Origin of the sequence: Aliisedimentitalea scapharcae, from assembly GCF_045277565.1 — a bacterium.
In the GTDB taxonomy this organism is placed as follows: Bacteria; Pseudomonadota; Alphaproteobacteria; order Rhodobacterales; family Rhodobacteraceae; genus Aliisedimentitalea; species Aliisedimentitalea scapharcae.
On sequence record NZ_CP123584.1, the window covers coordinates 1011138 to 1038127 of the forward strand.

Below are 26990 nucleotides of genomic sequence, written 5' to 3' on the forward strand. Positions count from 1 at the left end.
ACAGAGTTGGATGTCAGGATTTGTCGGTCACGTTTTCCTTGAACGCGACTTCGAAAGCGGCCTGTTTTTCGGGATTGGCATCGGTTTGATACTTGGACTTCCAATCGTCCATCGTCATCCCATAGTATTTCTCGCGCGCTTCGATTTTGCCCAACTCGATACCTTGTTCGGCCGCGGCCTCCTGATACCAGCGGGCCAGGCAATTCCTGCAGAACCCGGCCAGATTCATCAGGTCGATGTTTTGCACATCGGTGCGGTCCTTCATCAGGTGTTCCTGAAGGCGGCGAAAGGCAGCGGCCTGAATTTCGATTTCGGTTTGCTGGTCCATTGTCCGTGTCCGATGCTGTAAATTGGGCGTTTGAATCCTGATCTAGCAATCAAGGCGCAATTTCACAATAATCAGGCACCCGAATCCGATTTCTATGTGGTGTCGCGCCTTTGTTATTCAGACCATCTTCAACGCGAAATAGGGAACCACGGCAAAGACAATGGTCAGGATTTTGAGCTTGGCCAGATAATCGAAATACGCTTTGCGTACATCGGCTTCCTGCATCTTGAACATACGGGCATGAACGCCGGCTATCCAATCCTGCATTGCCCAAAGCATGCAGGTGGCTATTGCCAGAAATCCAATATTCAGGACAGCCATCCAGCCAAAGGCCGCTGTCAGCGTTTCTTGAGTCATGATCTCTCCTTGCGGAATGCCGTGTCCGTCTCAGGATACATGGGGTTTGCGTTGGTCTCCAGCAAAACCCTGTCCCTGAGCACCAGAGAGGCAGGCAAAAGGCGCACCCGCCGTCACAGGCCGCTTTTTTCCAACGCAGGGGGCAGGAGCGAGGCCAACCGTTCGGCCCAGGCAAGTTGGCCAGTATGATCTGCAATCAGATCATTGCGCAATTCGATCAGCGTGTTGGGGCGGTTGTGCTGCGTGGCATGTTTGTCGATGGCATCGCCAGGCAGATGGCCGGTATAAGGTTCGTTCTCACCGACGCACAGATCGCCTTCGGCCCTGAGTATGTTGATCAGCGCGGGGGAGAAACGTTCGCCGGGGGGGTAGAGAACACCGATTTCCCACGGACGCGGTGCGCGACCGCGCAATTGCCGGGTAAAGGAGTGGACCGAAACGATCACCACATGGGGCAGGGCGGCCAACCGGGCCAGCGCCTGATGATAGGGCCGATAGCACATCTCCAGTCGCCGATCGCGTTCGGCAGCATCCGCGTGACGATTGCCGGGAATGATTGATCCGTCATACAGTTTCATCAACAGCGTCGGGTCTTCCTCACCTCGGTTCGGGTCAATAACCAAACGCGAGAAATTCGATGCGATCACCGGAGCATCCAGCAGATGCCCCAGGTGTTTGGCCACCTCATAGGCACCTACGTCATATGCTATGTGACGTTCCATGTCCTCGCGGGCCATTCCCAGATCCCCACCGTTGACTTCAGGAGGAACGGTGTTGGTCGCGTGATCGCAGGTGATCAGCCAGCGGGCAGGGCGGTCTTCGCCGTGAATATAGAAGGGTGTGTATGTCATGTAGGTGTCATGTGCCTGTCATCGGATGTGATGCAGGTTTAGGGGAGTTGCCCGGGAAAGGGAATTGCGCCATAAGCACCGTAGCGATGTTTGCGGTAACGGAATCGTAACGTAAACGCAAACCACAACGGAATACAGCAAGGAGATCGGGACATGCGGCGCCTGCGGAATGTGAAGATCGTAGCGACATTGGGGCCTGCCTCAGAAACATACGAGACCATCCGAGCCCTGCATGAAGCAGGGGCCGATGTGTTTCGTCTGAACATGTCGCACGGGACCCACGACGAGATTCGGGAAAAACACAAGATCATTCGTCAGGTGGAAAAGGACCTGGATAGCCCTATCGCCATTCTGGCCGACCTGCAGGGGCCCAAATTGCGGGTGGGTGTTTTTGCCGGGGACGAAGGTCAGGATCTAAGCGTAGGTCAGGATTTTCGCATGGATCTGGACGAAACGCCGGGGGATTCGAACCGGGTCTGCCTGCCCCACCCGGAAATCTTTCAGGCGCTGGAACCTGGCGCACATCTGTTAGTCAATGACGGCAAGATCCGTCTGAAGGTCAACGATTGTGGCGCGGATTTTGCGGATTGCACCGTGGTGATTGGCGGCGTGATCTCGAATCGCAAGGGTGTGAATGTGCCGGACGTCGAACTGCCTGTGGCGGCCCTGTCGGACAAGGACCGCGAAGACCTGGAGTTTGCCTGTACGTTGGGAGTCGACTGGTTGGCATTGTCGTTTGTGCAACGGGCCCGGGATGTCTACGAGGCCCGCGCCTTGGCCGAAGGGCGGGCGGCGGTTCTGTCGAAAATCGAAAAGCCGACTGCCGTGGAGCAATTTGACGAAATCCTGGATGCGTCAGACGGTATCATGGTGGCGCGCGGAGATCTGGGTGTGGAATTGCCCGTTGCTGCCGTGCCGCCCATTCAAAAACGGTTGGTGCGCAAATGCCGAGCTGCGGCGAAACCGGTGATCGTGGCCACCCAGATGCTGGAAAGCATGATCGAAAGCCCGATGCCGACACGTGCCGAAGTATCCGACGTCGCCACCGCGATCTACGAAGGCACCGATGCCATCATGCTCAGTGCGGAATCGGCGGCAGGACAATATCCGATCGAGGCAGTGCAAACCATGGACCGGGTTGCCATCGAGGTCGAAGCCGACCCGACCTATATCCAGATCATCGCCGCATCGCGCAGCGCCAAGGGCACCACTGTGGCCGATGGCATCGTTGCCGCTGCCCGAGAGATTGCCGAGAAAACCGAAATCAAAGCCATCTGCTGTTTCACCCAAAGCGGGACCACAGCGTTGCTGACGGCCCGCGAACGCCCTGCTGTCCCTATCATTGCCATGACGTCGCTCAAGGGTACGGCCCGTCGGCTGTGTCTCAGTTGGGGATGTAATTGCGTGATGACGCCGGAATTGTTGCGGTTCAAAGGGGCTGTGGCAAATGCAGCTCGCGCTGCACGGGCCGGGGGCTTTGCTGACGACACCGACCAGATCGTTGTAACAGCCGGTGTGCCGTTCAATGTGCCGGGCACCACGAACATTCTGCGTGTGGCACCCTGTGATGAACGTTTGATCTACAGCACTGATCCAGAGTAGGCTGACGGGAGCAGGCAGAGGAACGCTCTCTTGGATTCAGATCTGGCGCTGATTGTTGGTTTGGTCGTGGCCGCCCTTGCTGTGCCATCGACCGTATCCGCGCTGAGCGATGGTCGCAGACCTGTCGCCGGAATGCTGACATTTCTCATTGCAGCGGGCCTGATTCTTGTTGCGATGGTGTCGAATTCGGGCGGTTATCGATTTTCCGAGATTCCGGACGTGTTTTTTGGTGTTTTGGCACGATATCTGCCCTGATCCCTCTTGCTGTCTGCCCCAAGTTTGCCTAAAGCAGCGGCTCTGACCGCGCGACCGGCCTAAGTGGCATGCCGAGTCGCGTTTCGACCGAACCCGAATGATAGGAGACGGAAATGCCCAAGATGAAGACCAAATCGAGCGCTAAAAAGCGCTTCAAGGTGACAGCAACCGGAAAGGTCCTTGGCGGCCAGGCCGGTAAGCGCCACGGCATGATCAAGCGTACCCGCAAGTTCATCCGCAACGCACGCGGCACCACCACACTTTCTGCCCCCGACGCCAAGATCGTCAAGGGCTTCATGCCCTACGATCGCTAAGAGGAGATTGAGATATGTCCCGCGTTAAAGGTGGAACCACAACCCACGCCCGTCACAAGAAGGTCATCAAGGCAGCCAAAGGTTACTATGGCCGTCGCAAGAATACCTTCAAGGTCGCCCGCCAGGCGGTCGACAAGGCCAACCAGTACGCAACCCGTGACCGTAAGAACCGCAAGCGGAATTTCCGCGCTCTGTGGATTCAGCGGATCAATGCTGCTGTACGGAGCCACGACGAGGCCCTGACCTATTCCCGCTTCATTAACGGCCTGACCATGGCCGGTATCGAAGTGGACCGCAAAGTTCTGGCCGACCTGGCCGTGCACGAGCCCGAAGCCTTCGGTGCCATCGTGGAAAAAGCACAGGCCGCTCTGGCCGCCTGATCAACGTATCAGCGACAGTGAAAAACAGGGCCGTTCCCAAATTGGGGACGGCCTTTTTTGTTGCGGTGTGTCTTGGGTACAGTTGGCACTGGTTGCTTCGCGGCTCAGCGGGGGTAGGCCAAATTCAACGTCTGCACCGCCTGCCCAACGATGTCCCGATCTGACAGAGCGCTCAGGGCAATGGCTGGGGGACCCCCATTAAAGCCTACGATCACCGGCTTGCGGATGTATTTGTAGAGATTGAGCCATCCATTGAAATGTCCACGATGCAGACCATTTTCAGGTGTGGCGATCCAGGTTACTTCCTTGTCCCAAAAGACCTGATCGAATTGCAGGTAAACCTTGTCCAGCGTCCCCATTCCAATCCGCCGGATTGCTTCGCGTTTTTGTTTTGGCAAAGGCGGGTCAAATTGAATGGTCTCGCGTTTGAGAACTCCCAAAGGCACAGTCACAATCACGGCGTCGAACCGTTGCGATGCGCCTGTTTTCAGGGTCAGGGTGACGCTGGTCGTGTCATACGATATCCGTTTGACGGGCCGGGACAGATGCACATCATAGTTTCCTGCCAAAGCGCCAAAAATTTGAGCGTAACCGTTCGGAAATATGACTTCTGCCCCGTCATATTCATCTTGCTGCATAGCGGCCCAGACATTGATCTGGCTGTAGTCCGCCGCCGCGTCATGTTGGATGGAAACGACATTTTCCAGCCAGTCCGGGGCGTCTCGGTCCGCGATGATTGTGCCGTTCTTCCCCCGAATGAGATAGCTGTCATCCGTCGCGATCCGGGGCAGGTTGCGAGCATCTGACAGTTTGGACAGCGGGTTGCCACGGGTACCGTGAATCCAGCTGGCTCCCATATCCAGAGGGATGCCCAGCGACTGATCGGTCCAGATGCGCCCTCCGATGCGGCCCCTGGCCTCAAAGACCTGGACCCGAACGCCACGTGCTGCCAGAAAATGAGCGGCAGACAGGCCGCTCATTCCTGCGCCGACAATCGCAACATTCGTTTGACCTTGATGCAACACATCCTGTGCGGCGCGTTGCCCGGTTTCAAACGCAGCATGGACCGTTGCATGTTGTCTTGGGTCGGTTGCCTCGCCAGCAAAGAAAACCCGGGTACCCAGAGCGTCCCTGAGATGACGGCGATCCGATCGTTTGGCCCCTTTGGCAGCGAATGAATATGATCCCATTGCAAAAGGGTCCCGGGACCAGTTTGTTCGCAGGTATCCTTTTAACCGGTGGTTGCCGGCCGTCGCGCCGCGCCAGGGAATGAACCCTGCGATCACCCCGGTTGCCACCCCCCCAAGGACCTCGCGACGCTTCATGTCTGTACTCGGCGCATGGCTCACCTGCTCGGCTGCTTGAAAGAAACCCCTTTAGTATGCGGTCAGCGTCTGGTGTTCGTCAATTTCAGCGGCATGACAGGAATCGCACAGCGCACGGTGCGCATCTGTCAGCGCTGCCATCCGGCTTCGGCCAGGGCGTGACCATATCCGGGCGCGACACGCATCTGCGCGCCCAATCCCTTGGACATCAGCAGCCTGTGCATAGGCTTCAGCTTCCAGCAGGGCACGTGCATGACCATGTGGTGTTCCAGGTGATAGTTGACCCAATAAGGGGCGACGAACAGTCGGGCGATGGGGTTGGCGAGTGTCGTGCGCACGTTTTGCAAAGGGTTTTCGGATTGTTCGGTTGCGCCATGTTCGGCGATGTTACGCACCCGCAGAACGAATTGAAACCAGGTCAGATAGGGCAGCAGCCAGAATGCCAGACCCCACCACCAATCCCCGATGATCCCCATGCCAACCATGACCCCGACGAATATCGGGAGTGATTGCCACAGGTGGGGTGCCTTGAAGCTTTGGGCGAAATCCGACGCGGCGGCCTGAATGGCGTCCTGATCCCCGGCGAACCGCAACGACATCATCACCTGACCCAACAGCTGTTTCACCCCGGTTTGCCCTGTCAGGTCGCGGGTGAATTTGCGGCGCAGCGAGGCGCGGGAGGTGGGGAATTTCGAACTCAGAACCAGATCCGGGTCCTTGTCAGTCTGTGTGAACCGATGGTGGGTCAGGTGGTAATGGCGATACGCTGCCAGTTCCGCAAGGATCGGGCGGCCGCACAGCCATTCGCCGGCGATGTCGTTCCACCGGCGGGATTTGAACAGCGCGTTATGGGCGGCCTCATGCATCAGAATCGCCAGACCCAATTGGCGTGATCCGATGATCATGACCGCCAGGACAAATGTCACGGGGTTGGGCCAGATCCCGAACAGCACCACGGCCAATGCAATGGTGCCCCAGCAATGAAGCACCAGCCAGCCCCCCATCAGGTTCGACCGTTCCGCCAGGGGGCGGATCTCTTCGCTCGTCAGATAACTTTTGCCCGGTGTCATTTCATGTCCTCCCGGGCTCTATCATCGGGGAGGGCGCAAATTGCGTCAAATCGGGCGCGGCGTCACGAACGTCTGCGACGTTACGACCGCCAGTCAAAAAAGCCGGGGCCGGCCTTGGACAGCAGAGATTGCGCCATCTCACGGCCCAGTTCGGCCCCGTCTTCGATGGCGCAGGTCCGATCTTCTGCCAGCGATTCCGATCCGTCTGGACGCAGCACTTCGCCGCGCAGGCGCAGGGTGCCTCCGTCCAGTTCGGCCAACCCGGCAATCGGGGTCTCGCATGATCCGTCCAGCGCGGCCAGAAACGCGCGTTCGGCCGCCAGCCGTTGACCGGTTTCACCATCGTGAATGGCGGCCAGCATGTCGGCGACGCGACTGTCGTTGGCGCGCCGTTCGATGCCGATGGCTCCCTGGGCGACAGCAGGCAGCATATCATCGGTGGAAATGGCCGTGGCGGGCACATCGTCCATGTTTAGACGTTTCAGCCCGGCCATGGCCAAAAAGGTGCATTCAGCCACGCCATCGTTCAGCTTTTTCAGTCGGGTTTGCACGTTGCCGCGGAATTCCACCACATTCAGATCCGGGCGGCGGTTCAACAGCTGGGCCCGGCGGCGCAGCGATGAGGTGCCAACCACAGCGCCCTGGGCCAGACCCTGCAGAGACGACACGGACGGCGAAACAAACGCATCCCGGGTGTCTTCGCGCGGCAGATAGGTCTCCAGCAGCAGCCCGTCTGGTTGCAGCACCGGCATGTCCTTCATCGAATGCACCGCGATGTCGATAGTGCCAGACAGCAGGTCCTCTTCGATTTCCTTGGTGAACAGCCCCTTTCCGCCCAACTCCTTGAGCGGCTTGTCGGCAGCGATCAGCGCCCGGTCATCGCCGGTGGTCTTGATCACCACGATTTCGAAGGCCTCTTCGGGCAAGTCAAAGGCCGCGCTCAGCCGACGGCGGGTCTCATAAGCCTGAGCCAGCGCCAGCGGCGATCCACGGGTGCCGATTTTCAGGGGCGAAGCGGGGGAGGGCAGGGTCTGTGTCATGGTTCGAGCCTTATCGCGTTTCGGTAAAAACCGGTATCCCTTAATCGCGGCCTCTCCCTTCGGTCGAACGCGAAAAGCGATACATGGTTTAACAAGGATTTCCAGAAACGCAGTAATTCAGTTTGCGCCCCGGTGGAAACCGGTTTTTGCCTGTTCCCACAGCTCAAAGCCCGAAGCCTTGACATAGGACAAGGCGGAGAGAGCCAGAGCGCGGCACATCGCCCCTGCTCTTGACATTTTGCCCCGCAGGCGTGACCTCAGAGGCGATACATAGCGAGGATGACCGAGGATGACCGTGGCCGGACAAAAGAAGCTGTTGCGCGCACTGGCGGGTGAAACACAGGAAGTGCCCCCGATCTGGATGATGCGGCAGGCCGGGCGCTATCTGCCCGAATATCGCGCGACCCGTGCACAGGCCGGAGATTTCCTGTCGCTGTGTTATAACTCCGAGCTGGCCGCCGAAGTCACGTTGCAACCGATCCGACGCTATGGGTTTGACGCGGCGATCCTGTTTGCCGATATTCTGTTGATCCCCCAGGCGCTGGGCGCGGATCTGTGGTTTGTCACCGGCGAAGGGCCGCGGCTGTCCACCATCACGTCCGAAGCAGATTTTGCCAAGCTGAAACCGGCGGATGCGATTCACGAAACGCTGAACCCGATCTATGAAACCGTGCGCATCCTGTCGCGCGAACTGCCCAGCGAGACAGCGTTGATCGGCTTTGCCGGGGCACCTTGGACTGTGGCGACTTATATGATCGCGGGTCGCGGCACCCCTGATCAGGGGCCGGCGCACGCGCTGCGCGAAGGCAATGTGGCGCTGTTCGAAGCTCTGTTGGACCGGATTACAGTCGCAACCATCGACTATCTGTCGATGCAGATCGACGCGGGTGCCGAATGTGTCAAGATCTTTGACAGCTGGGCCGGGTCGCTCAAGGGCGACGCCTTTGAAAAATACGCGCTGGAACCTGCTCGTGTCATTACACAAGCGCTGAAAGAACGGCATCCCGGCGTCCCGATCATTGGATTCCCACGCGAAGCAGGTGAAAAATACGTCGGTTTCGCCAAGGCGACCGGTGTGGATTGTGTCGCGTTGGACAATTCGGTGGACCCGGTTTGGGCTGCTGAAAACGTACAAGTGGATGGTTGCGTGCAGGGCAATCTGGCGTCCTCCCATATGGTGACAGGTGGTCAGGCGCTGGTCGATGAAACCCGAGCGATTGTTCAGGCGTTCTCCAATGGGCCGCATATCTTTAACCTGGGCCACGGCATCACGCCGGATGCGGACCCGGAAAACGTGCAGCTGATGATTGACACGGTACGCGGTGGCTGACGCCGCCCGCCCGGGAATGAATTTGCGTCCGGCAACCCTGTCGGACGCTTCCAGCCTTGCCGCCTTGTCCATCGAGGTCTGGGTTGGCACATATCTGCGACGCGGCGTGAACGGGTTCTTTGCGGATTTCGTGCTGTCGGACCTGACCCCGACCAAATTCGAAACCCTGTTGGCCGATCCTAACGAGCATTTTGTTGTCTCACAAAATATCGACGGGATCGACGGCTATGTGCGCCTTACCTCCGGGCGGGCGCACCCAGACGGGGTTGGATCAGACACTGAAGTCACCACGCTTTATGTCCAGCCGCGCCATCATGGCGTCGGGATCGGCGCGGGCCTGTTGCACCGCGCATTGACAATTTGCGACGAACGGGGTGTTGGCCAACCCTGGCTGATGGTGAATGCGGAAAACGACCGGGCCATCGCATTCTATCGACGTCACGGGTTCGTCGAAACCGGGCAGACCCATTTTCGGATCAACGATCAGGGCTATCTGAACTGTGTCATGAGCTATGGTATCCGCTAGAGTCGCTTGCCATTGGACCGCAACTGCGTCATGTGCCACGCTTTGGCAGGATACGAAAGGGATCATGCAATGGATTACACCAAGACGAGTGGACCAAGAATGGGCAAGAACAAACCGCGTCACGCCGAGCACAATGCCAAGGGGACCCGTAAGAACCCGTTTGGCAAGGCTCCGACCAAAGCAGAACTTTTGGAGCGCATGAAAGCTGCCACGCAAAAGGACAAGGACGACGCCTGAACCGTTGTTTCAGGTGGTCGAACTTTGTTTCAGCTCTCGCATGATTTCATCTGAATGCTCGCCACGCTCCGGGCTTTGTGGTGGGGTCCAGGCGGATTGATTGCCAAATCGTGGGGCCGGGGCGGCGTGCAGGATACCATCTGCTTCGACCCAGGTGCCTCGGGTGTTCATCTTGTGGGCCATCGCCTCTTCGGGGTTCAGGACAGGGGCGACACAGGCATCGGTTGCGTCAAACAGAGCGGCCCAGTGATCGCGCGGATGGCTGGCAAACAGGCCGGTCAGCCGGTCGGTCAGCGTCGGCCACAGGGATTTGTCGAACTGGCGTTGGAAGTCCAGGTCATCAGACAGGTCCATCAATTCCAGAAACTGTGCATAAAATTTGGGTTCCAGACATTGCACCGTGACAAAGCCACCGTCCCCGCACCGATAGGTGCGGCTCCAATGTGGGCCGTCCAACAGGCTTTGACCGCGGGTGACACCAAAGTTCCCGCCTTGCCGGATCGACAACAGCAGGTTCATCATATGGGCGGATCCGTCATAGATGGCCGCATCGACCACGGTGCCCTTGCCCGTCGTGCGGGCGTTCAAAATACCTGCCAGCAGCCCCACGGCCAGATACATAGACCCACCGCCAATGTCGCCGACCAAAGTGGCAGGCGTTTGCGGCACATCACCGGGGGCCGAACCGTACCAGAGCGCCCCTGACAAAGAGATATAGTTCAGGTCATGCCCAGCCGTGTGGGACAATGCGCTGTCCTGTCCCCAGCCGGTCATACGTCCAAAAACCAGCTTTGGGTTGATCGCCTGACAGACATCGGGCCCGATGCCCAGTTTCTCCATCACGCCGGGGCGAAACCCTTCGATCAGACCATCCGCCGTGGCCACCAGCGCCTTGAACGTTTCGATGTCGCTGGGGTCTTTGAGATCCAGCGCAATAGAACGTTTTCCGCGATCCAGCAGTGATTTTTCTGGCATGCCGGGGGTCACGGCACCGCCCTTGCGGTGAACGGTGATCACATCCGCGCCTAGATCGGCCAACAGCATGGCGGCAAAGGGGCCCGGGCCCAGGCCTTCGACCTCGATAATGCGAATCCCGTTCAGCATGGTGTCTCCTTATGGGTTTTGGCGCACTCTAACCGGTGGGGATCAGATGGTAAGCCCGCCACCCACGATCAGGGTCTGACCCGAGACATAATTGCTCTCGGGGATACAGAACAGATAGACGCCACCGGCGGCTTCATCCACGGTTCCGGCGCGACCCACGGGGATCATTGCCTCCATCCCAGCGACCAGCTTTTTGGGAATGCCGACGCCCACGGTGTTGCCTTCGACCTTGATGGATTTCTTTTCATCCGTGGCTTCGGTCAGGCGGGTTGCGATCATGCCGAATGCCACCGCGTTTACGTTGACTTTGAACCGGCCCCATTCCTTGGCCATGGTTTTGGTCAACCCGACCACGCCGGCCTTGGCCGATGAATAATTGGCCTGACCCGCATTTCCTCCTGTGCCTGCGATAGACGAGATATTGACCACCTTGCGGAACACTTCGCGCCCCTCTGCGGCCTCCTGCGCGGCCTGGGCGCTGACAAACGGCGCGGCGGCGCGCATGATCTGAAATGGCGCCTTGAGATGCACATCGATCATGGCGTCAAATTGCTGATCGCTCATCTTGCCGATAAAGCTGTCCCACGTGTAGCCAGCATTGTTGACGATAATGTCGACGCCGCCGAATTTGTCGAGGCCCGCGCCGATGAACCCGTCGGCAAAGCCTTCGGCCGTGACTGATCCGGGAATGGCAAGTGCCCTGGCGCCCATGGCTTCGATCTCGGCGGCGACCGATTGCGCTGGCTCGACGTCCAGGTCGTTCAGCACCACATTGGCCCCGTCAGCGGCCAGTTTCAGCGCAATCGCACGGCCAATGCCGCGACCCGCGCCGGTGACATAGGCGGTTTTGCCTGCAAGTTTTGTCATGTCATTTTCCTTTGAACATCAGGGCAGGACGATAATCGCGCCACCGGCCAGTTTTACATCACCGTTTTGATCCGCGGCCTGGATCTCCAGCCGCACCCGGTTGCCATCCAGCTTTTCCGCGATCTGGCCAGTGCAGGTGATGATTGCGTGAACCTGGGTAATCGCCACAAAGCGGGTCGAAAATTCCCGGATCGCAGATGGTGGCACCCACCCGGTCAACAGGCGGCCCAGAAAGGCCATGCTCAACATCCCATGCGCAAACACATCCGGCATTCCCGCCTTTCTCGCGAAATCAATGTCTATGTGGATCGGGTTGTGATCGCCGGACGCCCCGGCGAACAACGCCAACGTGGTGCGCGAAATCGGTTTGGTTACGATCGGGGGCAGGGCGTCCCCGACATTGACGACATCATACCTCATGTTGGATGCCTCACCACAATGGTCCGGGTCATGCCGCCCACGTCTTCGTCAAACTGGTTGGTGGCCGTGGTGTTCAGGATCACGAATTCCATGGCACCGCCCTTTTTGTCAAAGATGTCCTGAACCGTTGAGGTCAGAGTGATCGTGTCGCCTGCACAGATCGGTTCGCCATAGGTGAAATGTTGTTCCCCATGCAGGACGCGACCCAGATCGATCTTCATCAGGTTGATGAAATAGAATGGGTCTTCGCGTTCGAGATCCAGCGAGAACAGGAATGTCGGGGGCGCAGGCAGCGAACGATAGCCCGCAGATTTTGCCGCCTGAACGTCTGTATAAATCGGATCGGTCTGTCCCGTGGCGCGGGCAAAGGCACGCAGACGGCCCTTTTCGACCTCGACCGAGAGGGGGGCAAAGCTCTGCCCAATGAAAGTCCGGTCAATCATGGGTCATTGCGCCTGATACATAGTGACCACACAGGCCCCGCCCAGGCCCAGGTTGTGCTGCAACGCGGTCCGTGCGCCTTCGACCTGGGTCGTTCCAGCCGTGCCGCGCAATTGACGGGTCAGTTCGTAACATTGTGCCAGCCCGGTGGCTCCCAGAGGATGTCCTTTGGACAGCAGCCCGCCCGATGGATTGGTCACCACCTGCCCGCCATAGGAATTGTCTCCCTCGGCAATAAATTTGGGCGCGCCGCCTTCGGGGCACAGACCCAAGCCTTCGTAGGTGATCATTTCGTTATGAGCGAAACAATCGTGCAGCTCGACAACATCCATATCTGCCGCGCCGATTCCGGTCTGTTCATAAACCTGTGCCGCCGCCGCTGCGGTCATGTCATAACCCACCACCCGCATCATGTCGTGGCTGTCGAATGTGCTGGGGGTGTCGGTGGTCATCGACTGGCCGATCACACGCACGGTGGTGTCCAACCCGTGTTTCTTGGCGTAACGCTCGCTCACTACGATGGCGGCTGCAGCGCCGCAGGTGGGCGGGCAGGCCATCAGCCGCGTCATGACCCCGTCCCACATCACCGGGGCGTCCAACACGTCCTGTGGCGAGACTTCCTTGCGGAACAGCGCCAGAGGGTTGTTCACTGCGTGGCGGGATGCCTTGGCCCGGATCCGCGCCAGATCGGTGAGGGTGGAGCCGTATTTTTCCATGTGGGCCATGCCCGCGCCGCCGAAATAGCGCAGCGCCAAGGGGACTTCCGCGTGCCCGACCAATGCATCGGTTTCCGTGTCAAACAGCTCGAACGGATCCTTGCGATCGGTGAAATTCGATCCCAGCGCACCGGGGCGCATTTCCTCAAACCCCAGAGCCAGAGCGACGTCGACGATACCGGCCTCGACCGCCTGGCGGGCCAGATACAGCGCGGTGGACCCAGTGGAACAGTTGTTGTTGACGTTGATCACAGGGATTCCGGTCATGCCCACGTCATAGATGACGCGCTGCCCGCAGGTGCTGTCGCCATAGACATAGCCAGCATAGGCCTGTTGCACGGCGTCATAGCCGATCCCTGCATCGTTCAGCGCGTCACGGATCGCATTTGCACCCATGACGGGATAGGGTTCGTTGGCACCCGGCTTGGCGAATTTGGTCATGCCGACTCCGGCGATGATGACAGTCTCGGACATGGGGGACTCTCCTGCGGTCAATGAATTACACTTATCGGTTACTTTTGATTGGGGCTGGTGTCGCGTCAAGAAATGTGTAACTCATGAGTGTAATTACGGCGCGTCACATCGGTTTTGCGGGCATCGAGGAGGGCAGTTTGGGTAATAAGACTTGGGCAGATCCTGGTGCCTCCCGTGCGGAGAAACGCGACGCCAAACGCCGGGCTGTGCTGATGGCGGGGGCCCGGCTGTTCAATGATCAGGGGTACGAACAGACCTCGCTTGAAGACATTGCCAAGGCGCTGAGCATCACCAAACGCACGATTTATTACTATGTGCAAAGCAAGGAAGAGATCCTGTTTGGCTGTCAGCAGCTGGGGCTGGAATTCCTGGGGGAGACCTTGGAGCGTTGTTATGACAAACGCCTTCCGGTGCTGGATCGGATTCGTCTGTTGATCTCGCGATATTGCGCCTGGGTCTGTACCGATCTGGGTGCCTGTGCGCCGCTGGTGCGCGAGGTCAGCCTGTCCTCTGACCGTCGCCGTGAATTGCGCGCGGGGCGGGCGCGTCTGGACCATCTTTTGCGTGATATGATCCGCGAGGGGATGGAGACAGGGGAGATCCGCGAATGTGATCCGCGTCTGATGGCATCGGCCATCTTTGGCGCGCTGAATTGGATCCCCTATTGGAACCGGTCTGACGCCCCCTCCGCTCCTGATCAGATCGCTGAGGCCTATGTGATGATGATCACTTCGGGTCTGGTTCCCGGCGCCGACTGCGCGCAGGGGCATTAGGCACCGCGAGGAGGGTGTGACGCTGCGTTGACACTGTGCGCGGTGCAAAACCCATGCGACGCTTCTCCCACAATCCGGGAGGAAGTCATGTCCACAATCCACTATGAAAAAGACGGCCGTATCGCCCGTATCACCCTGAACCGTCCTGACGTGCGCAATGCCATCAACGATGAAATGCCGGTGGAAATTGCCGCCGCTGTTGCCCGTGCCGATGCCGACCCGGATGTCCATGTCATGATCCTGTCCGGCGCGGGAGACGCCTTTTGCGCCGGATATGATCTGACTTATTACGCCGAGGGCAATGGGGCGGGCGAAGTGACCCAGCCAATGCCCTGGGATCCGATCAAGGACTACAGCTTCATGTGGCAAAACACCCAGCACTTTATGTCGCTGTGGCGCGCGATGAAGCCGGTGATCTGCAAGGTGCATGGGTTCGCTGTGGCGGGTGGGTCGGATATTGCGCTGTGCGCTGATCTCACCATCATGGCGGATGATGCGTTGATTGGGTATATGCCCGCCCGGGTCTGGGGCTGCCCGACCACGGCGATGTGGGTGTATCGTCTGGGGGCAGAGCGGGCGAAACGGATGCTGTTTACCGGTGACAAGATCACAGGACGCGAAGCCGCGGACATGGGGTTGGTGGTCGAAGCGGTCCATGCCGATGCGCTGGACGACAGGGTCGAAGCGCTGGCGGCGCGTATGGCATCTGTGCCGATCAACCAGTTGGCGATGCAGAAAATGGTGATCAATCAGGCAATCGAGCAGACCGGCATGATGCAGACGCAACGGTTGGCCACCATTTTTGACGGCATTACCCGGCATTCGCCCGAAGGGATCAACTTTAAAACCCGATCCGAAGACGTCGGTTGGAAACAGGCGGTGCAGGAACGGGATCAGGGAACGTATGATTGGACCGCCAATCAGGAAATCCCCAAACCCAACCGTTAGGGTCAATAGCGTCCCTTGATTTCGGTGCGGGCAATGGCCCGCGCCTTTTGCTGTTCACGCAGGAATACGAACAGACCGGCCCCGGCAATCAACACCATGCCAACCCAGACCTCCCAGACCGGTAGTTCAGCCCAGATAAACCAGCCCCACATCACCGACAGCGGTAGTCCGATGTATTCGAACGGCGCAACCGTGGCAGCGTCGGCCATCCGATAGGCCTGGCTGAGCGCATAGCCGACAACGCCGGAATTTAGCCCCAATGCGATAAACCAGATCCAGTCGCCGTCCTGTGGCCATGTCCAGGCGCGCAACAGGAACTGCAGGCTGGGATTGCTGGTGTCTTCGGCAAACCGTCCGTCGCCCGCCACGACATAGAACCCCAGCGACACGATAATGAACATGCCCTGGATATAGGCCGCCAGGGCCGAAGCCTTGGTCACGGCACCGAGTTTGCGGGTGAACACCTGATTAAAGGCATAGGTCAGCGCCGCTATGACGGGCAGCAACAAGACCAACCGATCCGCCCCCAAGGTGTCACTTCCTTCCCAGAACCGCTGCATGATCAACACGCCGATAAATCCAACGACAACAGCCCCCATGCGCATTGGGCCAGTTTTTTCACCCAAAATCGGGATCGACAGCAACGTGATGAACAGCGGGGCCACAAAGAACAACGCCGTGGCATCCGCTAGCGGCAAGATCGACAGCGCCACGAAAAAGCTCATGTTGGAAACGACCACCATCAGGCAGCGGATCAGATGCAGCCCCGGGTTACGGGTCTTCAGGATCGAAACACCGCCTTCGTATTGCACGATCAACAAGGTGATCGACAATCCGATACTAGAACGCAGAAACACGATCTGATGCAGAGGGTAACCGCCCGACAATTGCTTGATCAGCATGTCGTTGATGGAAATGGCCGTCATCGCGATCAGGATAAAGGCAATTCCCAAACCGGCGCGATTGTGAGGCATCTGGGACATCGGTTTGGTTTCCTTTCCCCAGATGGCTATCTGTACTGTGCAGACCTGTCCATGAGTTTCTTGGAACAGGGGGGCGACCTTTACACTATTGGCAGCCCCTGTCCGGGTCGGTTAGATGTTTGAAAAACCAAACACAGGGAGCGTTCTCATGCATATGACCGACCAAAAAGAGATCGCCGCAGATCCAGCCACCGTTTATGCGGCGCTTCTGAATCCCGATGTGCTCAAGGCCTGTGTGCCCGGTGCCAGCGAAGTCGCCGGGGACCCGGACGCAGGCTATAGTGCGACTGTGACCCAAAAGGTCGGCCCGGTTAAGGCGACGTTCAAAGGCCAGGTTACGATGTCGGATCTGGTTGAAAACGAAAAACTGACGATCACTGGCGAAGGTAAAGGCGGGGCTGCCGGGTTTGCCAAAGGCGGGGCCCAAGTCTCTCTGGCGGCGACGGAGACGGGGACCATGTTGTCCTATGAGGTGGACGCCAAGGTTGGAGGCAAGTTGGCGCAATTGGGCAGCCGATTGATTGACGGATTCGCAAAAAAGATGGCCGACCAGTTCTTTGTCAATCTTCAAACCCATCTGGCCCCGGTCCAAGAAGATACATCCGAACCCGATGCGGGCGGCGAGGGCGATGAGAAAAAGGGGTGGTTCAAGAAAGTCACCGGCCGCGGCTGACCCTGCGCAATTGCACAGCAGGTTGCGCATTAGCTTTGCTGGCAGATCACGGATTACCTCGTTAAGTTGAGCCGAACTGATCAGTTCACTTCAGCGAGGTTTCATGTCGACTATTTTGTCCATTCGCGATTTACGCAAGTCTTACGAAGGCGGTTTCGAAGCGCTCAAGGGCGTGACGCTGAATATCGAACAGGGCGAAATTCTTGCGCTGCTTGGCCCCAATGGCGCGGGAAAGACAACCCTGATTTCAACCATCTGCGGGATCACCACGCCAACGTCGGGATCTGTAACTGTCGATGGGCATGATATTTTGACGGACTTTCGGGCGGCGCGGGGGCTGATCGGATTGGTGCCACAGGAAATCAACCTGGAACCGTTCGAGACAGTCTGGAACACCGTACGGTTTTCGCGTGGATTGTTTGGCAAGCCTCGCAATGACGCATTGCTCGAGGATATTCTGAAAAAACTGTCTCTCTGGGACAAACGCAAATCCCGGATAATGGAACTGTCCGGCGGGATGAAGCGCCGGGTCCTGATCGCCAAGGCATTGTCACACGAACCGCAGGTGCTGTTTCTGGATGAACCCACTGCGGGCGTCGATGTCGAACTGCGCAAGGACATGTGGGACATTGTGGGCGAGCTCAAATCCAGCGGCGTGACCATCATCCTGACCACGCACTACATCGAAGAAGCCGAAGCAATTTCCGACCGCGTCGGTGTGATCCGCAACGGAGAGCTGTTGCTGGTAGAGGAAAAGGATCAGCTGATGGCGCGGATGGGGCAAAAGGAACTCGAAGTACAGCTGACTGAACCTGTTGCAGCGATTCCTGCTGAGCTGGCTCATCTCAACCTGGGTCTCAGCCCCGAAGGGGCGTTGATCTATACCTATGACACCCGCGCCGAACGCACCGGTATTACCGGGCTTTTGAACGATGTTTCTCAGGCCGGGCTGGTGCTGGCGGATGTGGTCACGCGGCAAAGCAGCCTCGAAGATATTTTTGTCGGCCTCGTGTCCGATCAGAACGCCAACACCCCATCGGAGGACGCGGCATGAACTGGACTGCTATCGCTGCCATTTACCGGTTTGAAATGGCCCGTTTCTTTCGCACCCTGTTGCAAAGCTTTCTGTCCCCTGTGTTGTCAACATCGCTATATTTTGTGGTCTTCGGTGCCGCCATCGGCAGCCGGATTGATCAGGTCGAAGGTGTTCCCTATGGGGCCTTTATCGTGCCGGGGTTGATCATGTTGTCAGTGATGACACAGGCGATATCCAACGCGTCATTCGGGATCTACTTTCCGAAATTCATCGGCACCATCTATGAGCTTTTGTCAGCTCCGATCAATTTCCTGGAAATCGTGTTGGGATATGTCGGGGCGGCCGCGACCAAGGCGTTGTTCATCGGGGTCGTCATTCTGATCACAGCTTCCCTGTTCGTGGATCTGACGATCGCTCATCCATTCGCTATGGTGTTGTTCCTGCTGTTGACCTGTCTCAGTTTTGCGCTTTTGGGGTTCATCATCGGCATCTGGGCGCGCAATTTCGAACAATTGCAACTGGTTCCTCTATTGGTGGTGACCCCATTGGTCTTTTTGGGTGGATCCTTTTATTCGATCACGATGTTGCCGCCGATTTGGCAAAAGATCACGCTGTTCAATCCGGTCGTCTATTTGATTTCCGGCTTTCGCTGGTCGTTCTTTGGGACCGCTGACGTGCCCGTGGGGCTGAGCCTGTTGGCCATTGGTGGCTTTACCGCCCTGTGTTTGGTCGTGATTGGGCTTATCTTTAAGACCGGATGGCGCATTCGGTCCTGACCGGAAATGGGGGGGCTTCGGCCAACCCAATGCAGGCCAAGGCGTTGCAAAATTACCCGCCCATGTGTGATTTTTGCCTGCCGTAGCGTTTCGTGAAGGGGGGGTGCCTTGTTTCGGGGCACCCGGCATTCTACATCGCCTTCATGAAGCTTCGGTTGCCCTTCCTTAAAAACCCGCCGCTGGTTTCGGTTGTCCGCCTACAAGGCGCAATCGGAATGGGTGGTCGTGGAGCATTGAATGATCAGGCGCTCGCGCCTGTTCTGGAACGCGCCTTTCGCAAAGGCAAACCCGCTGCGGTGGCGCTCGAGATTAATTCACCCGGCGGATCACCTGTGCAAAGCGCGCTGATCGGGGCCCGAATTCGACGCCTGTCCAAGGAAACTGAGACACCCGTCATCGCCTTTGTCGAAGACGTAGCAGCGTCTGGAGGCTATTGGCTGGCGGCGTCCGCAGACGAGATCTGGGCGGATGACAGTTCGATCATCGGATCAATTGGTGTGATTTCAGCTAGCTTTGGTGCGCATGTGTTTCTGGCACGCCAGGGCATCGAACGACGGGTCTATACCGCAGGTAAATCCAAATCCATGCTGGACCCGTTCCGCCCCGAAAACCCCAGAGACGTCGAACGGCTCAAGGGGTTGCTGGGCGATATCCACGAAAATTTCATCGCCCATGTCAAAGACCGGCGCGGCAGCAACCTGACGTCGGACACGGACCTGTTTACGGGCGATATCTGGCTGGCTGGTCGCGCGGCCGAGTTGGGTTTGATTGACGGTATCGGGCATCTGACACCAAAGCTGAAAGAACGGTTCGGCGACAAGGTGCAATTGCGCCGCTACGGGCTGCGCCGGTCAATTCTGTCGCGTTTCGGTGCCCAGGTCACGCAGGACGCGTTGGCCGGGATAGAGGAACGGGCCGAGTTCGCCCGCTTTGGCCTGTGACGTGATATTCAAGATCGTAACCCTCTTTCTGGTGGTGATGGCGGTTCTGGCCATGTTCGGTAAGCTGAAGGTTCCGGGCCTGAAACGGCTACAATCTGCGCGCTGTCCGAAATGCAAGCGATTCAGGATCGGTAAAGGCCCCTGTGCCTGCTCAAAAGGAGGGCGCGGTTGATGATGCCATGGGTGTTGTCGGGGCTGGGCCTCGTGATCCTGTTGCTGGCGGGCGACGCTTTGGTGCGTGGCGCAGTCAATCTGAGCCTACGGGTCGGTGTCCCGGCCTTGATCGTCAGCTTGACCATCGTCGCATTCGGGACTTCGGCCCCTGAATTGCTGATCGCCATCAGCGCGCTCAGGGACAATGCGCCCGGAATCGCATTGGGCAACGTCGTTGGCTCCAACACTGCCAATATTTTGCTCGTACTCGGGATACCGGCGATTTTGTCGACCTTGCACACCAGCGAATGCAACACGCGCAAGACCTATGTCTTTATGCTGCTGGCGTCGTTCCTGTTCATCGGTTTGGCGATGTGTGGCGTTTTCACTATCTGGTCGGGCCTGATCTTGCTGGCCGGCCTGGCGTTGGTTCTGGGCGATACCTTTTGCGAGGCCCGCGCCCATCGCCGCGCCGGATGTGCCTGTGACGACGATCTAGAAGAGATCGAGGAAGCCGACCCGAACATGCCCTATTGGCGGATTGGCGTCTATCTCGTGCTGGGGTTGATTGGTCTGCCCCTGGGGGCGGATTTGCTGGTGGACAACGCCACAGTGATCGCCCGGACCTATGGGATCAGCGAAACGGTCATTGGGCTGACATTGATTGCGGTCGGGACGTCCTTGCCGGAGTTGGCGACAACCGTCATGGCGGCCCTCCGTCGTCAGGCTGATGTCGCGCTGGGCAATGTCATTGGCTCAAACATGTTCAATCTGTTGGCCATCATCGGTGTTGCAACCTTCTTTGGTGACATTCCGGTGGACGATGCGTTCCTGGAGTTTGATCTGTGGGTGATGTTGGGGGCGTCGCTGATGCTGATTCCGTTTGTCTTCCTCAAGAAGGATATCACCAAGGTGTGGGGTGTGGCGCTAACCTCCCTGTACGTGGTTTATGTGATGAGCATTCTGCACTAACAGAAGCGGGCCCCAGACGATCAACGCTGTTGAAGCGGCGTGGTTTGGCTGCTTTGAAGATTTTCCCGAGCTGCCCCAACGTCATCAAAGGGCCATTTTGCGCCCTTTGGGATCGGGGAAGTAGCAGAGCTTTCACGGGATCGCGATGTGGTTGAACCAAGGTCTGCGATGTAAGTTTTGCACGTCGTCATAAAACCTTAACAATGCGTTACAAAATTGTCTTTGTTTTCAAAATCTTGCTTACTAATAAATAAATTACCTCATTATTTCAATAAGTTGCATAACTGCCTAATTTTTGTGCAATTGCAGGAAGCCCCTGTTTTTCAAGGGTTACGCGCATCTCACCAAAAGATATCTCCACAGTTATCCACAGGATCGGTGGATTTGTTTTCTATTGATTCAGGCGGCTTGAGATTGCAGCGCCCGGCGGAGAATCATATCTCTGTGACATGACTGACTCGGTTGATCCTTCCGCCTCTACGCCCCACACCGGTTACGGTGTCGTTCAGGACTATCTCAAGACGCTGGACAGCTCGCCCGGCGTGTACCGAATGCTCGATTCGGAAAGCCGGGTTTTATATGTCGGAAAGGCGCGAAACCTGCGGGCGCGTGTGTCCAACTATGCCCGACCGGGTCACTCAGGCCGTATCGAACGCATGATCGCGGCCACTGCGTCGATGATGTTCCTGACCACCCGCACCGAAACCGAAGCGTTGCTGCTCGAGCAGAACCTGATCAAGCAGCTCAAGCCCAAGTACAACGTGCTGCTGCGTGACGACAAAAGCTTTCCCAATATTCTGGTGGCCAAGGATCATGAATTCCCTCAGATCAAGAAACACCGCGGTGCCCGCAAGCAGAAGGGCACTTATTTCGGCCCCTTTGCCAGTGCCGGAGCGGTCAACCGGACCCTGAACCAGCTGCAAAAGGCGTTTCTGCTGCGCAATTGTTCGGACGCCATGTTTTCCGGTCGGACACGGGCATGCCTGTTGCACCAGATCAAACGCTGTTCGGCCCCTTGCGTGGGGAAAATCTCAGAAGAGGATTACGCCAACAGCGTGCGCGATGCCGAACAGTTCCTGTCGGGGCGGTCGACACGGATCCAGGAGGATCTGGCAGCGCAGATGCAACAGGCCTCTGACGCGATGGAATTCGAACGCGCGGCCGCCATTCGCGACCGGATCCGTGCGTTGACCCAGGTACAGACAAACCAGGGCATCAACCCGCGCGGCGTCGCCGAAGCCGACATTGTCGCCTTGCATATGGAAAGCGGGCAAGCCTGTGTTCAGGTGTTCTTTATCCGGGCAAATCAGAACTGGGGTAACCAGGATTTCTATCCCCGGGTCGGTGCCGACATCAGCCCCGCCGAGGCGATGGAAGCCTTTCTGGGTCAGTTCTATGATAACAAGGAGCCGCCCCGGCAGTTGATCCTGTCTGATGGAATCGAAAACACAGACCTGATGGAGCGGGCGCTCAGCGAAAAATCCGGTCGCAAGGTTGAAATCCTGGTGCCGCAGCGGGGCGAAAAGGCAGAATTGGTGTCCGGGGCATTACGCAATGCACGCGAATCTCTTGCTCGGCGCATGTCCGAAAGCGCAACCCAGGCCAAGTTGCTCCGTGGGATGGCGGATGCTTTTGACCTCGAAGGGCCCCCCCAACGGATCGAAGTTTATGACAACTCACATATCCAGGGTACAAATGCCGTAGGGGGAATGATCGTGGCTGGACCCGAAGGGCTCATGAAAAACGCGTACCGCAAATTCAATATCCGTGGTGATGACCTGACCCCGGGGGATGACTTTGGCATGATGAAAGAGGTCCTGACCCGGCGTTTTTCGCGCCTGCTCAAGGAAGACCCTGATCGCGACAAGGGACATTGGCCCGACCTTCTGCTCATTGATGGCGGTGCCGGTCAGGTCAGCGCCGTGGCCGAGATCATGGCCGAACATGGTGTCGAAGACATCCCTATGGTCGGCGTGGCCAAGGGGATCGACCGAGATCACGGCAAGGAAGAATTTCATCGGATTGGCAAACGTCCATTCGCCTTGCAGCGCAACGACCCCGTACTCTACTTTGTCCAGCGCCTACGGGACGAGGCGCACCGCTTTGCCATCGGGACGCACCGCGCGAAACGCGCCAAAACGATCGGGGCCACGCCGCTCGATGAAATAGCAGGGGTCGGTGCCTCTCGGAAACGCGCGTTGTTGGCCCACTTCGGCAGCGCCAAGGCGGTCAGCCGTGCCAATCTGGCCGACCTCAAGGCCGTCGATGGGATTTCTGCGGCTCTTGCGGAAAAGATATATGACTTTTTTCACGACCGCGGTTAGGCGCACCAACTGCCGGGTTGGCTTGGTTTTTGTTTCTTCCGCTTTAAAATATCCCCGCCGGAGGCATCTGCCTGAAACGAGCAGATTTTCCGCGCTCCCCGCTTCCAAGCCCGTCTTGCGCAATATATGGTCCGCTTCATGAAATGGAACCTGCCCAATATCCTGACTGTCCTGCGCCTGCTTGCTGCGCCCGGGGTGGCTATCATGTTTCTCTATTTTTCTCGCCCGCATGCGGATTGGCTGGCGCTGTTGCTGTTCCTGTCCGCGGCTATCACGGACTTTTTTGACGGCTATCTGGCGCGGGCCTGGCGGCAGGAAACCAAGATCGGTGCCATGCTGGATCCAATCGCCGACAAGGCCATGGTGGTCATCGCCTTGATGGTCATCGTGGGCTATTCTGCCAGCCATTGGATGCCCTGGCTGGTGTTGCCTGCAACGGTTATCCTGTTTCGCGAAGTGTTTGTGTCGGGTCTGCGGGAATACCTCGGCGATACGGCTGGGACGCTCAAGGTGACAAACCTGGCCAAATGGAAGACAACCGCGCAGATGACGGCCATTTCGGTCCTGTTTGGTCAGGGTATTTTTGAGCACTATCTTGTGATGTCGTCGTTTGGCATGGATCAAGGGATCGTTGATCAGATCATGGCGGGAGAGATCGAAGACACTCAGGGCTTGCGCTGGAAATTTGAGGGCATGATCTGGACTGGACGGTTGGGATTGTGGCTCTTGTGGATTGCGGCGGCCCTTACATTGATCACTGGGGCGGATTATCTGCGTAAGGCGATGCCGCACCTCAAGGAGACTCGATGATGGACATTCTCTATTTTGCATGGGTGCGCGAACGCATTGGGTTGCCGCGTGAAACGGTGAAGACATCTGCCGAGACCGTGATGGACCTGGTGACTGAATTGCGCGGCCGTGAACAACGCTATGAGGCAGCCTTTGCCGATTTGTCTGCTTTGCGTGTCGCATTGGATCAGGATCTCAGCGATTTTGACGCGCCATTGGCCGGGGTACGCGAAGTTGCGTTTTTTCCGCCAATGACCGGAGGGTGACCATTATGCGTATCTCGGTTCAGGAAGCGCCGTTTGACCTGGGTGTCGAAAGCGAGGCCTTTGCTCGGAACGCTGAACAGATTGGCGCAATCGTTACCTTTACCGGAGTGGTGCGCGACAGCGATGCCGGTCGCTTGCAGGTCATGGAAATCGAACACTATCCGGGCATGACCGAAAAGGCGTTGGCAGCCATCGCGAATGAAGCTGTAGAGCGCTGGGACCTGGGAGATGTTCTGGTGATCCATCGTTTCGGCCGTCTGGCCCCAGGCGAACGTATCATGATGGTCGCGACAGCCGCCCGGCATCGTGTCGCGGCGTTTGAAGCAGCCGAATTTCTAATGGATTATCTAAAGTCTCGGGCTCCCTTCTGGAAGAAGGAACTCTCTGCAACACAAAGCACATGGGTTGCCGCCAAAGACGAGGATGAAGATGCATTGAACCGATGGGCGCGCTGACAGGCTGGTCCTGAAAGGCGCGCCTTTGGCGCTCAGGTTGTCTCGTTGTCGCCCTGCGGGCTCCGCCTCGGATTGGTGATAGGTTCGCCGGGAATCGAGGTCCCATTTTTGGCGTGATGTACTCGCGTGATCACTCAAGAGTGAAACTTGGAATCTCCCTCGGTGCGGGACACATACCCAATAAACGACGCGTGTAGTGCTGTTGGTCCACCTCAATTGTGTCAGTAATTGTGTCAGTGGCCGAGACGCCTGCGAGCACGCGGTCCCAGCGGCGTTCAAGACGCCTGTCGCCTTCCAGCAATCGCACCCAACCTACATAAACGGGACAAACAGAAGCCAGGGGTATCAGCCACAGAAAACAATGCGGAGAAGCCCTGTTTTGCCGATGCAGACAGGGCGGGATCCCCGTTGTTGTCCACATACGATCAAAAGTATGCTATTTTTCCTGGTGAGACAGGAGGACAGGACATGCACGACAGCAAATCCGTTTCGGATCATTGGGGAACCGGGGACGTCTATTCCCGAATTGTTGACGCCATGCATGCCGCCGGGATCGACCCCGAAACCGTAACGGTGGAACAACTGGCACCGGTTGACCACTTTCACGCCCGTGGATTTCCGGCCACAATCGAACTGGCCGATGAACTACCGATCGAGGCCGGTCAGCGGATCGTGGATATTGGCTGTGGAATTGGCGGTCCGGCAAGATATCTGGCGCAAAGGTTCGGGTGCCAAGTGGATGGTTTGGACATCACCGCTCCATTCGTTGATGCGGGCAATCGATTGAGCGCGCTTGTCGGGATGCAAGACGCGGTTACAATTGTGCTGGGTGATGGACAAAAGCTACCCTATGACGATGGCTCTTTTGACGGCGGGTACTCTCAACACGTGACAATGAACGTGCGTGATCGCAGCGCCTTTTTCAATGAGGCGTATCGAGTGCTCAAGCCCGGTGCATTTTTTGCTTTGACCGAGCATGGGTTAGGCAAAGTCGGTGATCCCCACCACCCGTTGCCGTGGTCTGAAGATGGGAGTGGAGCATATTTGATGCGGCCAGCGGACACCATTGCGGCGCTCGAACAATCGGGGTTCTCAGATATCCAAGTCAGCGATACAGGGGCGAAATACTTGCAAGGTTACCTGCGCGCCATAGAGATGGCAGAGAAGGGTGAAGCGCCGGTTTTTGGCGTTCACATTCTGCTCGGCAGGCTGGCACCTCAGATTGTGAGAAACGCAGCTCGAAATATTGAGGAAAAAAGAACACACCCAATTCAGGTCATATGCCGCAAAATGTAATCAGCCATGTGCCGTTCGTCGCAAGACTGCGCAACACTCGGTTTGGCCCCAATTGTGTGAGCTCACACGCTCTTTGGCCGAGGGCGGTTCATTCCAGACCGGCTGTTCGCCGCAAAGGCACAGAACGACCGGATCGCGCCTAAAGCGGACAGGAGATGGCTGGTGTGCTATATTGATGCCGCACATTCGCCCCGACGTTTTGGAAAATAGAGAATGGCTCATATCGAACATCTGAAATCACTCTGTCCTCTTGAAGGGCTTGATGTTGTTGATGTCGGAGCAGGTGACGGTGTTTATTCACGCCAATTGGACGCCGCAGGGGCCAAGGTCACGGCGATCGAAATTGATCCCGAAAAAGTTGAGAGAGCGAAAGAAAATCTACCCGGAAGCATAGACGTGAAGCTGGGAGCGGCTGAAAACCTGCCTCTGACTTTTGGGTCACAGGATCTGGTGTGTCTGTTTTTCTCGCTTCACCACGTGCCAATTGCCGCTCAACCCGCTGCCTTCGACGAATTTCGACGTGTTCTGGGGACCAACGGACGCCTGCACATTGTAGAACCCTATCCATATGGAACAATGTTCGATGTTGTCCGATTGGTTGAAGATGAAACGATTGTGCGTACCATTTCGCATCAATTATTGAATCACATGGATCGTGATCAAAGGTTCGCGTTGGAAAACAAGCGGGAGTATGTGTTGACCCGCGAATACCCCTCATTTGAGTTCTTCCTGGAAAAGATAGTCCTTCCGGATCCCGCGCGTGCCAAGACCTACGAAGCGGTTGCTCCTGAGATGGCGGACACTTTCAATCGTGCGGTAGAATATCTTGATGGGCGGTTCGTGTTGCACCAACCATGCGCCGCCTACCATTTTTCAGTCACGGGTTAGTCACGGCACCAACGCCATACGAATTCAGAAGTCCAGTTTGTCCACAAGTCGACGGACAAGGCGCGCGCGGCCGGTTAGAC

At 57.5% G+C, this 26990-nt stretch carries 32 protein-coding genes; 20 read left to right on the forward strand and 12 right to left on the reverse strand.

Going from position 1 to position 26990, the window contains the following annotated elements; all coding sequences use genetic code 11:
* Positions 1-13: 13 nt before the first annotated feature.
* The 3 genes from QEZ52_RS04690 to QEZ52_RS04700 all read right to left on the reverse strand — a co-directional run bounded on the left by QEZ52_RS04690 (position 14) and on the right by QEZ52_RS04700 (position 1536).
* Positions 14-328 (reverse strand): DUF1244 domain-containing protein, encoded by a 315-nt coding sequence (locus QEZ52_RS04690; RefSeq protein ID WP_406648311.1) that lies wholly within the window; start codon positions 326-328, stop codon positions 14-16.
* A gap of 117 nt (positions 329-445) precedes the next feature.
* Positions 446-685, reverse strand: a complete 240-nt coding sequence (locus QEZ52_RS04695; protein ID WP_406648312.1) for a DUF6868 family protein — start codon at positions 683-685, stop codon at positions 446-448.
* Positions 686-798: 113 nt separating this feature from the next.
* Positions 799-1536: an N-formylglutamate amidohydrolase gene (locus tag QEZ52_RS04700; RefSeq protein ID WP_406648313.1), complete on the reverse strand. Its 738-nt coding sequence runs from the start codon at positions 1534-1536 to the stop codon at positions 799-801.
* A gap of 153 nt (positions 1537-1689) precedes the next feature.
* Here QEZ52_RS04700 and pyk point away from each other — a divergent pair, with 153 nt between their 5' ends.
* From pyk to rplT, 4 genes are all read left to right on the forward strand, one after another.
* Positions 1690-3138 carry a pyruvate kinase gene (pyk, locus tag QEZ52_RS04705; RefSeq protein WP_406648314.1) on the forward strand — a complete coding sequence of 483 codons (1449 nt, stop codon included), beginning with the start codon at positions 1690-1692 and terminating at the stop codon, positions 3136-3138.
* Positions 3139-3168: 30 nt separating this feature from the next.
* On the forward strand, positions 3169-3393 hold the full coding sequence (locus tag QEZ52_RS04710) for a hypothetical protein (protein ID WP_406648315.1): 225 nt from the start codon (positions 3169-3171) through the stop codon (positions 3391-3393).
* A 113-nt stretch (positions 3394-3506) separates the two neighbouring features.
* Complete coding sequence (gene rpmI, locus QEZ52_RS04715) at positions 3507-3707, forward strand: 50S ribosomal protein L35 (RefSeq protein WP_406648316.1); 201 nt, start codon at positions 3507-3509, stop codon at positions 3705-3707.
* Positions 3708-3721: 14 nt separating this feature from the next.
* Entirely contained in the window at positions 3722-4087 is a 366-nt protein-coding gene (gene rplT, locus QEZ52_RS04720; protein ID WP_406648317.1) for a 50S ribosomal protein L20, read from the forward strand.
* Between the two features lie 104 nt (positions 4088-4191).
* Here rplT and QEZ52_RS04725 read toward each other — a convergent pair whose 3' ends face one another.
* From QEZ52_RS04725 to hemC, 3 genes are all read right to left on the reverse strand, one after another.
* Positions 4192-5412 carry an FAD-dependent oxidoreductase gene (locus tag QEZ52_RS04725; protein ID WP_406648318.1) on the reverse strand — a complete coding sequence of 407 codons (1221 nt, stop codon included), beginning with the start codon at positions 5410-5412 and terminating at the stop codon, positions 4192-4194.
* Between the two features lie 128 nt (positions 5413-5540).
* On the reverse strand, positions 5541-6482 hold the full coding sequence (locus QEZ52_RS04730; protein WP_406648319.1) for a fatty acid desaturase family protein: 942 nt from the start codon (positions 6480-6482) through the stop codon (positions 5541-5543).
* An 80-nt stretch (positions 6483-6562) separates the two neighbouring features.
* On the reverse strand, positions 6563-7522 hold the full coding sequence (hemC, locus tag QEZ52_RS04735) for a hydroxymethylbilane synthase (RefSeq protein WP_406648320.1): 960 nt from the start codon (positions 7520-7522) through the stop codon (positions 6563-6565).
* A 295-nt stretch (positions 7523-7817) separates the two neighbouring features.
* On the opposite strand from hemC, the gene hemE reads away from it, so the two are divergent.
* The 3 genes from hemE (at position 7818) to QEZ52_RS04750 (ending at position 9615) form a co-directional block, all read left to right on the forward strand.
* The gene (hemE, locus tag QEZ52_RS04740) at positions 7818-8852 is read left to right on the forward strand and encodes a uroporphyrinogen decarboxylase (RefSeq protein WP_406650309.1); all 1035 of its coding nucleotides are present in this window, start codon (positions 7818-7820) and stop codon (positions 8850-8852) included.
* Positions 8830-9378 carry an N-acetyltransferase family protein gene (locus QEZ52_RS04745; protein WP_406648321.1) on the forward strand — a complete coding sequence of 183 codons (549 nt, stop codon included), beginning with the start codon at positions 8830-8832 and terminating at the stop codon, positions 9376-9378. The genes hemE and QEZ52_RS04745 overlap by 23 nt, the downstream gene beginning before the upstream one ends.
* 69 nt (positions 9379-9447) lie before the next feature.
* The gene (locus QEZ52_RS04750; RefSeq protein WP_406648322.1) at positions 9448-9615 is read left to right on the forward strand and encodes a hypothetical protein; all 168 of its coding nucleotides are present in this window, start codon (positions 9448-9450) and stop codon (positions 9613-9615) included.
* 9 nt (positions 9616-9624) lie between these two features.
* Here QEZ52_RS04750 and QEZ52_RS04755 read toward each other — a convergent pair whose 3' ends face one another.
* The 5 genes from QEZ52_RS04755 to QEZ52_RS04775 are packed head-to-tail and all read right to left on the reverse strand — an operon-like array spanning position 9625 to position 13637.
* On the reverse strand, positions 9625-10719 hold the full coding sequence (locus QEZ52_RS04755; RefSeq protein WP_406648323.1) for a CaiB/BaiF CoA transferase family protein: 1095 nt from the start codon (positions 10717-10719) through the stop codon (positions 9625-9627).
* A 42-nt stretch (positions 10720-10761) separates the two neighbouring features.
* Positions 10762-11586, reverse strand: a complete 825-nt coding sequence (locus tag QEZ52_RS04760; RefSeq protein WP_406648324.1) for an SDR family NAD(P)-dependent oxidoreductase — start codon at positions 11584-11586, stop codon at positions 10762-10764.
* Positions 11587-11604: 18 nt separating this feature from the next.
* A complete protein-coding gene (locus tag QEZ52_RS04765; RefSeq protein ID WP_406648325.1) occupies positions 11605-12006 on the reverse strand; it encodes a MaoC family dehydratase in 402 nt (133 codons plus the stop codon).
* Positions 12003-12449 carry a MaoC family dehydratase N-terminal domain-containing protein gene (locus tag QEZ52_RS04770; RefSeq protein ID WP_406648326.1) on the reverse strand — a complete coding sequence of 149 codons (447 nt, stop codon included), beginning with the start codon at positions 12447-12449 and terminating at the stop codon, positions 12003-12005. Before QEZ52_RS04770 ends, QEZ52_RS04765 begins: the two co-directional genes overlap by 4 nt.
* Positions 12450-12452: 3 nt before the next feature.
* A complete protein-coding gene (locus tag QEZ52_RS04775) occupies positions 12453-13637 on the reverse strand; it encodes a lipid-transfer protein (RefSeq protein WP_406648327.1) in 1185 nt (394 codons plus the stop codon).
* An 83-nt stretch (positions 13638-13720) separates the two neighbouring features.
* Between QEZ52_RS04775 and QEZ52_RS04780 the strand changes: the two genes are divergently transcribed.
* Positions 13721-14410: a TetR/AcrR family transcriptional regulator gene (locus QEZ52_RS04780; protein WP_406648328.1), complete on the forward strand. Its 690-nt coding sequence runs from the start codon at positions 13721-13723 to the stop codon at positions 14408-14410.
* A gap of 87 nt (positions 14411-14497) precedes the next feature.
* Complete coding sequence (locus tag QEZ52_RS04785; protein ID WP_406648329.1) at positions 14498-15358, forward strand: crotonase/enoyl-CoA hydratase family protein; 861 nt, start codon at positions 14498-14500, stop codon at positions 15356-15358.
* Between the two features lie 2 nt (positions 15359-15360).
* Here QEZ52_RS04785 and QEZ52_RS04790 read toward each other — a convergent pair whose 3' ends face one another.
* The gene (locus QEZ52_RS04790; protein WP_406648330.1) at positions 15361-16341 is read right to left on the reverse strand and encodes a DMT family transporter; all 981 of its coding nucleotides are present in this window, start codon (positions 16339-16341) and stop codon (positions 15361-15363) included.
* Positions 16342-16489: 148 nt separating this feature from the next.
* Here QEZ52_RS04790 and QEZ52_RS04795 point away from each other — a divergent pair, with 148 nt between their 5' ends.
* The 11 genes from QEZ52_RS04795 to QEZ52_RS04845 all read left to right on the forward strand — a co-directional run bounded on the left by QEZ52_RS04795 (position 16490) and on the right by QEZ52_RS04845 (position 26910).
* Positions 16490-17014 carry a CoxG family protein gene (locus QEZ52_RS04795; protein ID WP_406648331.1) on the forward strand — a complete coding sequence of 175 codons (525 nt, stop codon included), beginning with the start codon at positions 16490-16492 and terminating at the stop codon, positions 17012-17014.
* Between the two features lie 103 nt (positions 17015-17117).
* The gene (locus QEZ52_RS04800; protein ID WP_406648332.1) at positions 17118-18068 is read left to right on the forward strand and encodes an ABC transporter ATP-binding protein; all 951 of its coding nucleotides are present in this window, start codon (positions 17118-17120) and stop codon (positions 18066-18068) included.
* Complete coding sequence (locus QEZ52_RS04805) at positions 18065-18826, forward strand: ABC transporter permease (RefSeq protein WP_406648333.1); 762 nt, start codon at positions 18065-18067, stop codon at positions 18824-18826. The genes QEZ52_RS04800 and QEZ52_RS04805 overlap by 4 nt, the downstream gene beginning before the upstream one ends.
* 143 nt (positions 18827-18969) lie before the next feature.
* Positions 18970-19767, forward strand: coding sequence for a S49 family peptidase (locus QEZ52_RS04810; protein ID WP_406648335.1), 798 nt, complete (start codon positions 18970-18972; stop codon positions 19765-19767).
* A 171-nt stretch (positions 19768-19938) separates the two neighbouring features.
* Positions 19939-20892 carry a calcium/sodium antiporter gene (locus tag QEZ52_RS04815; RefSeq protein ID WP_406650312.1) on the forward strand — a complete coding sequence of 318 codons (954 nt, stop codon included), beginning with the start codon at positions 19939-19941 and terminating at the stop codon, positions 20890-20892.
* Between the two features lie 449 nt (positions 20893-21341).
* Positions 21342-23216: an excinuclease ABC subunit UvrC gene (uvrC, locus tag QEZ52_RS04820; RefSeq protein WP_406648336.1), complete on the forward strand. Its 1875-nt coding sequence runs from the start codon at positions 21342-21344 to the stop codon at positions 23214-23216.
* A gap of 138 nt (positions 23217-23354) precedes the next feature.
* A complete protein-coding gene (gene pgsA / locus QEZ52_RS04825) occupies positions 23355-24026 on the forward strand; it encodes a CDP-alcohol phosphatidyltransferase family protein (protein ID WP_406648338.1) in 672 nt (223 codons plus the stop codon).
* A complete protein-coding gene (moaD, locus tag QEZ52_RS04830; RefSeq protein ID WP_406650314.1) occupies positions 24026-24271 on the forward strand; it encodes a molybdopterin converting factor subunit 1 in 246 nt (81 codons plus the stop codon). Before pgsA ends, moaD begins: the two co-directional genes overlap by 1 nt.
* A 5-nt stretch (positions 24272-24276) precedes the next feature.
* On the forward strand, positions 24277-24726 hold the full coding sequence (locus QEZ52_RS04835) for a molybdenum cofactor biosynthesis protein MoaE (protein WP_406648340.1): 450 nt from the start codon (positions 24277-24279) through the stop codon (positions 24724-24726).
* Between the two features lie 468 nt (positions 24727-25194).
* The gene (locus QEZ52_RS04840) at positions 25195-26022 is read left to right on the forward strand and encodes a class I SAM-dependent methyltransferase (protein ID WP_406648342.1); all 828 of its coding nucleotides are present in this window, start codon (positions 25195-25197) and stop codon (positions 26020-26022) included.
* A 213-nt stretch (positions 26023-26235) separates the two neighbouring features.
* Positions 26236-26910, forward strand: a complete 675-nt coding sequence (locus QEZ52_RS04845; RefSeq protein ID WP_406648344.1) for a class I SAM-dependent methyltransferase — start codon at positions 26236-26238, stop codon at positions 26908-26910.
* Positions 26911-26990: the final 80 nt, after the last annotated feature.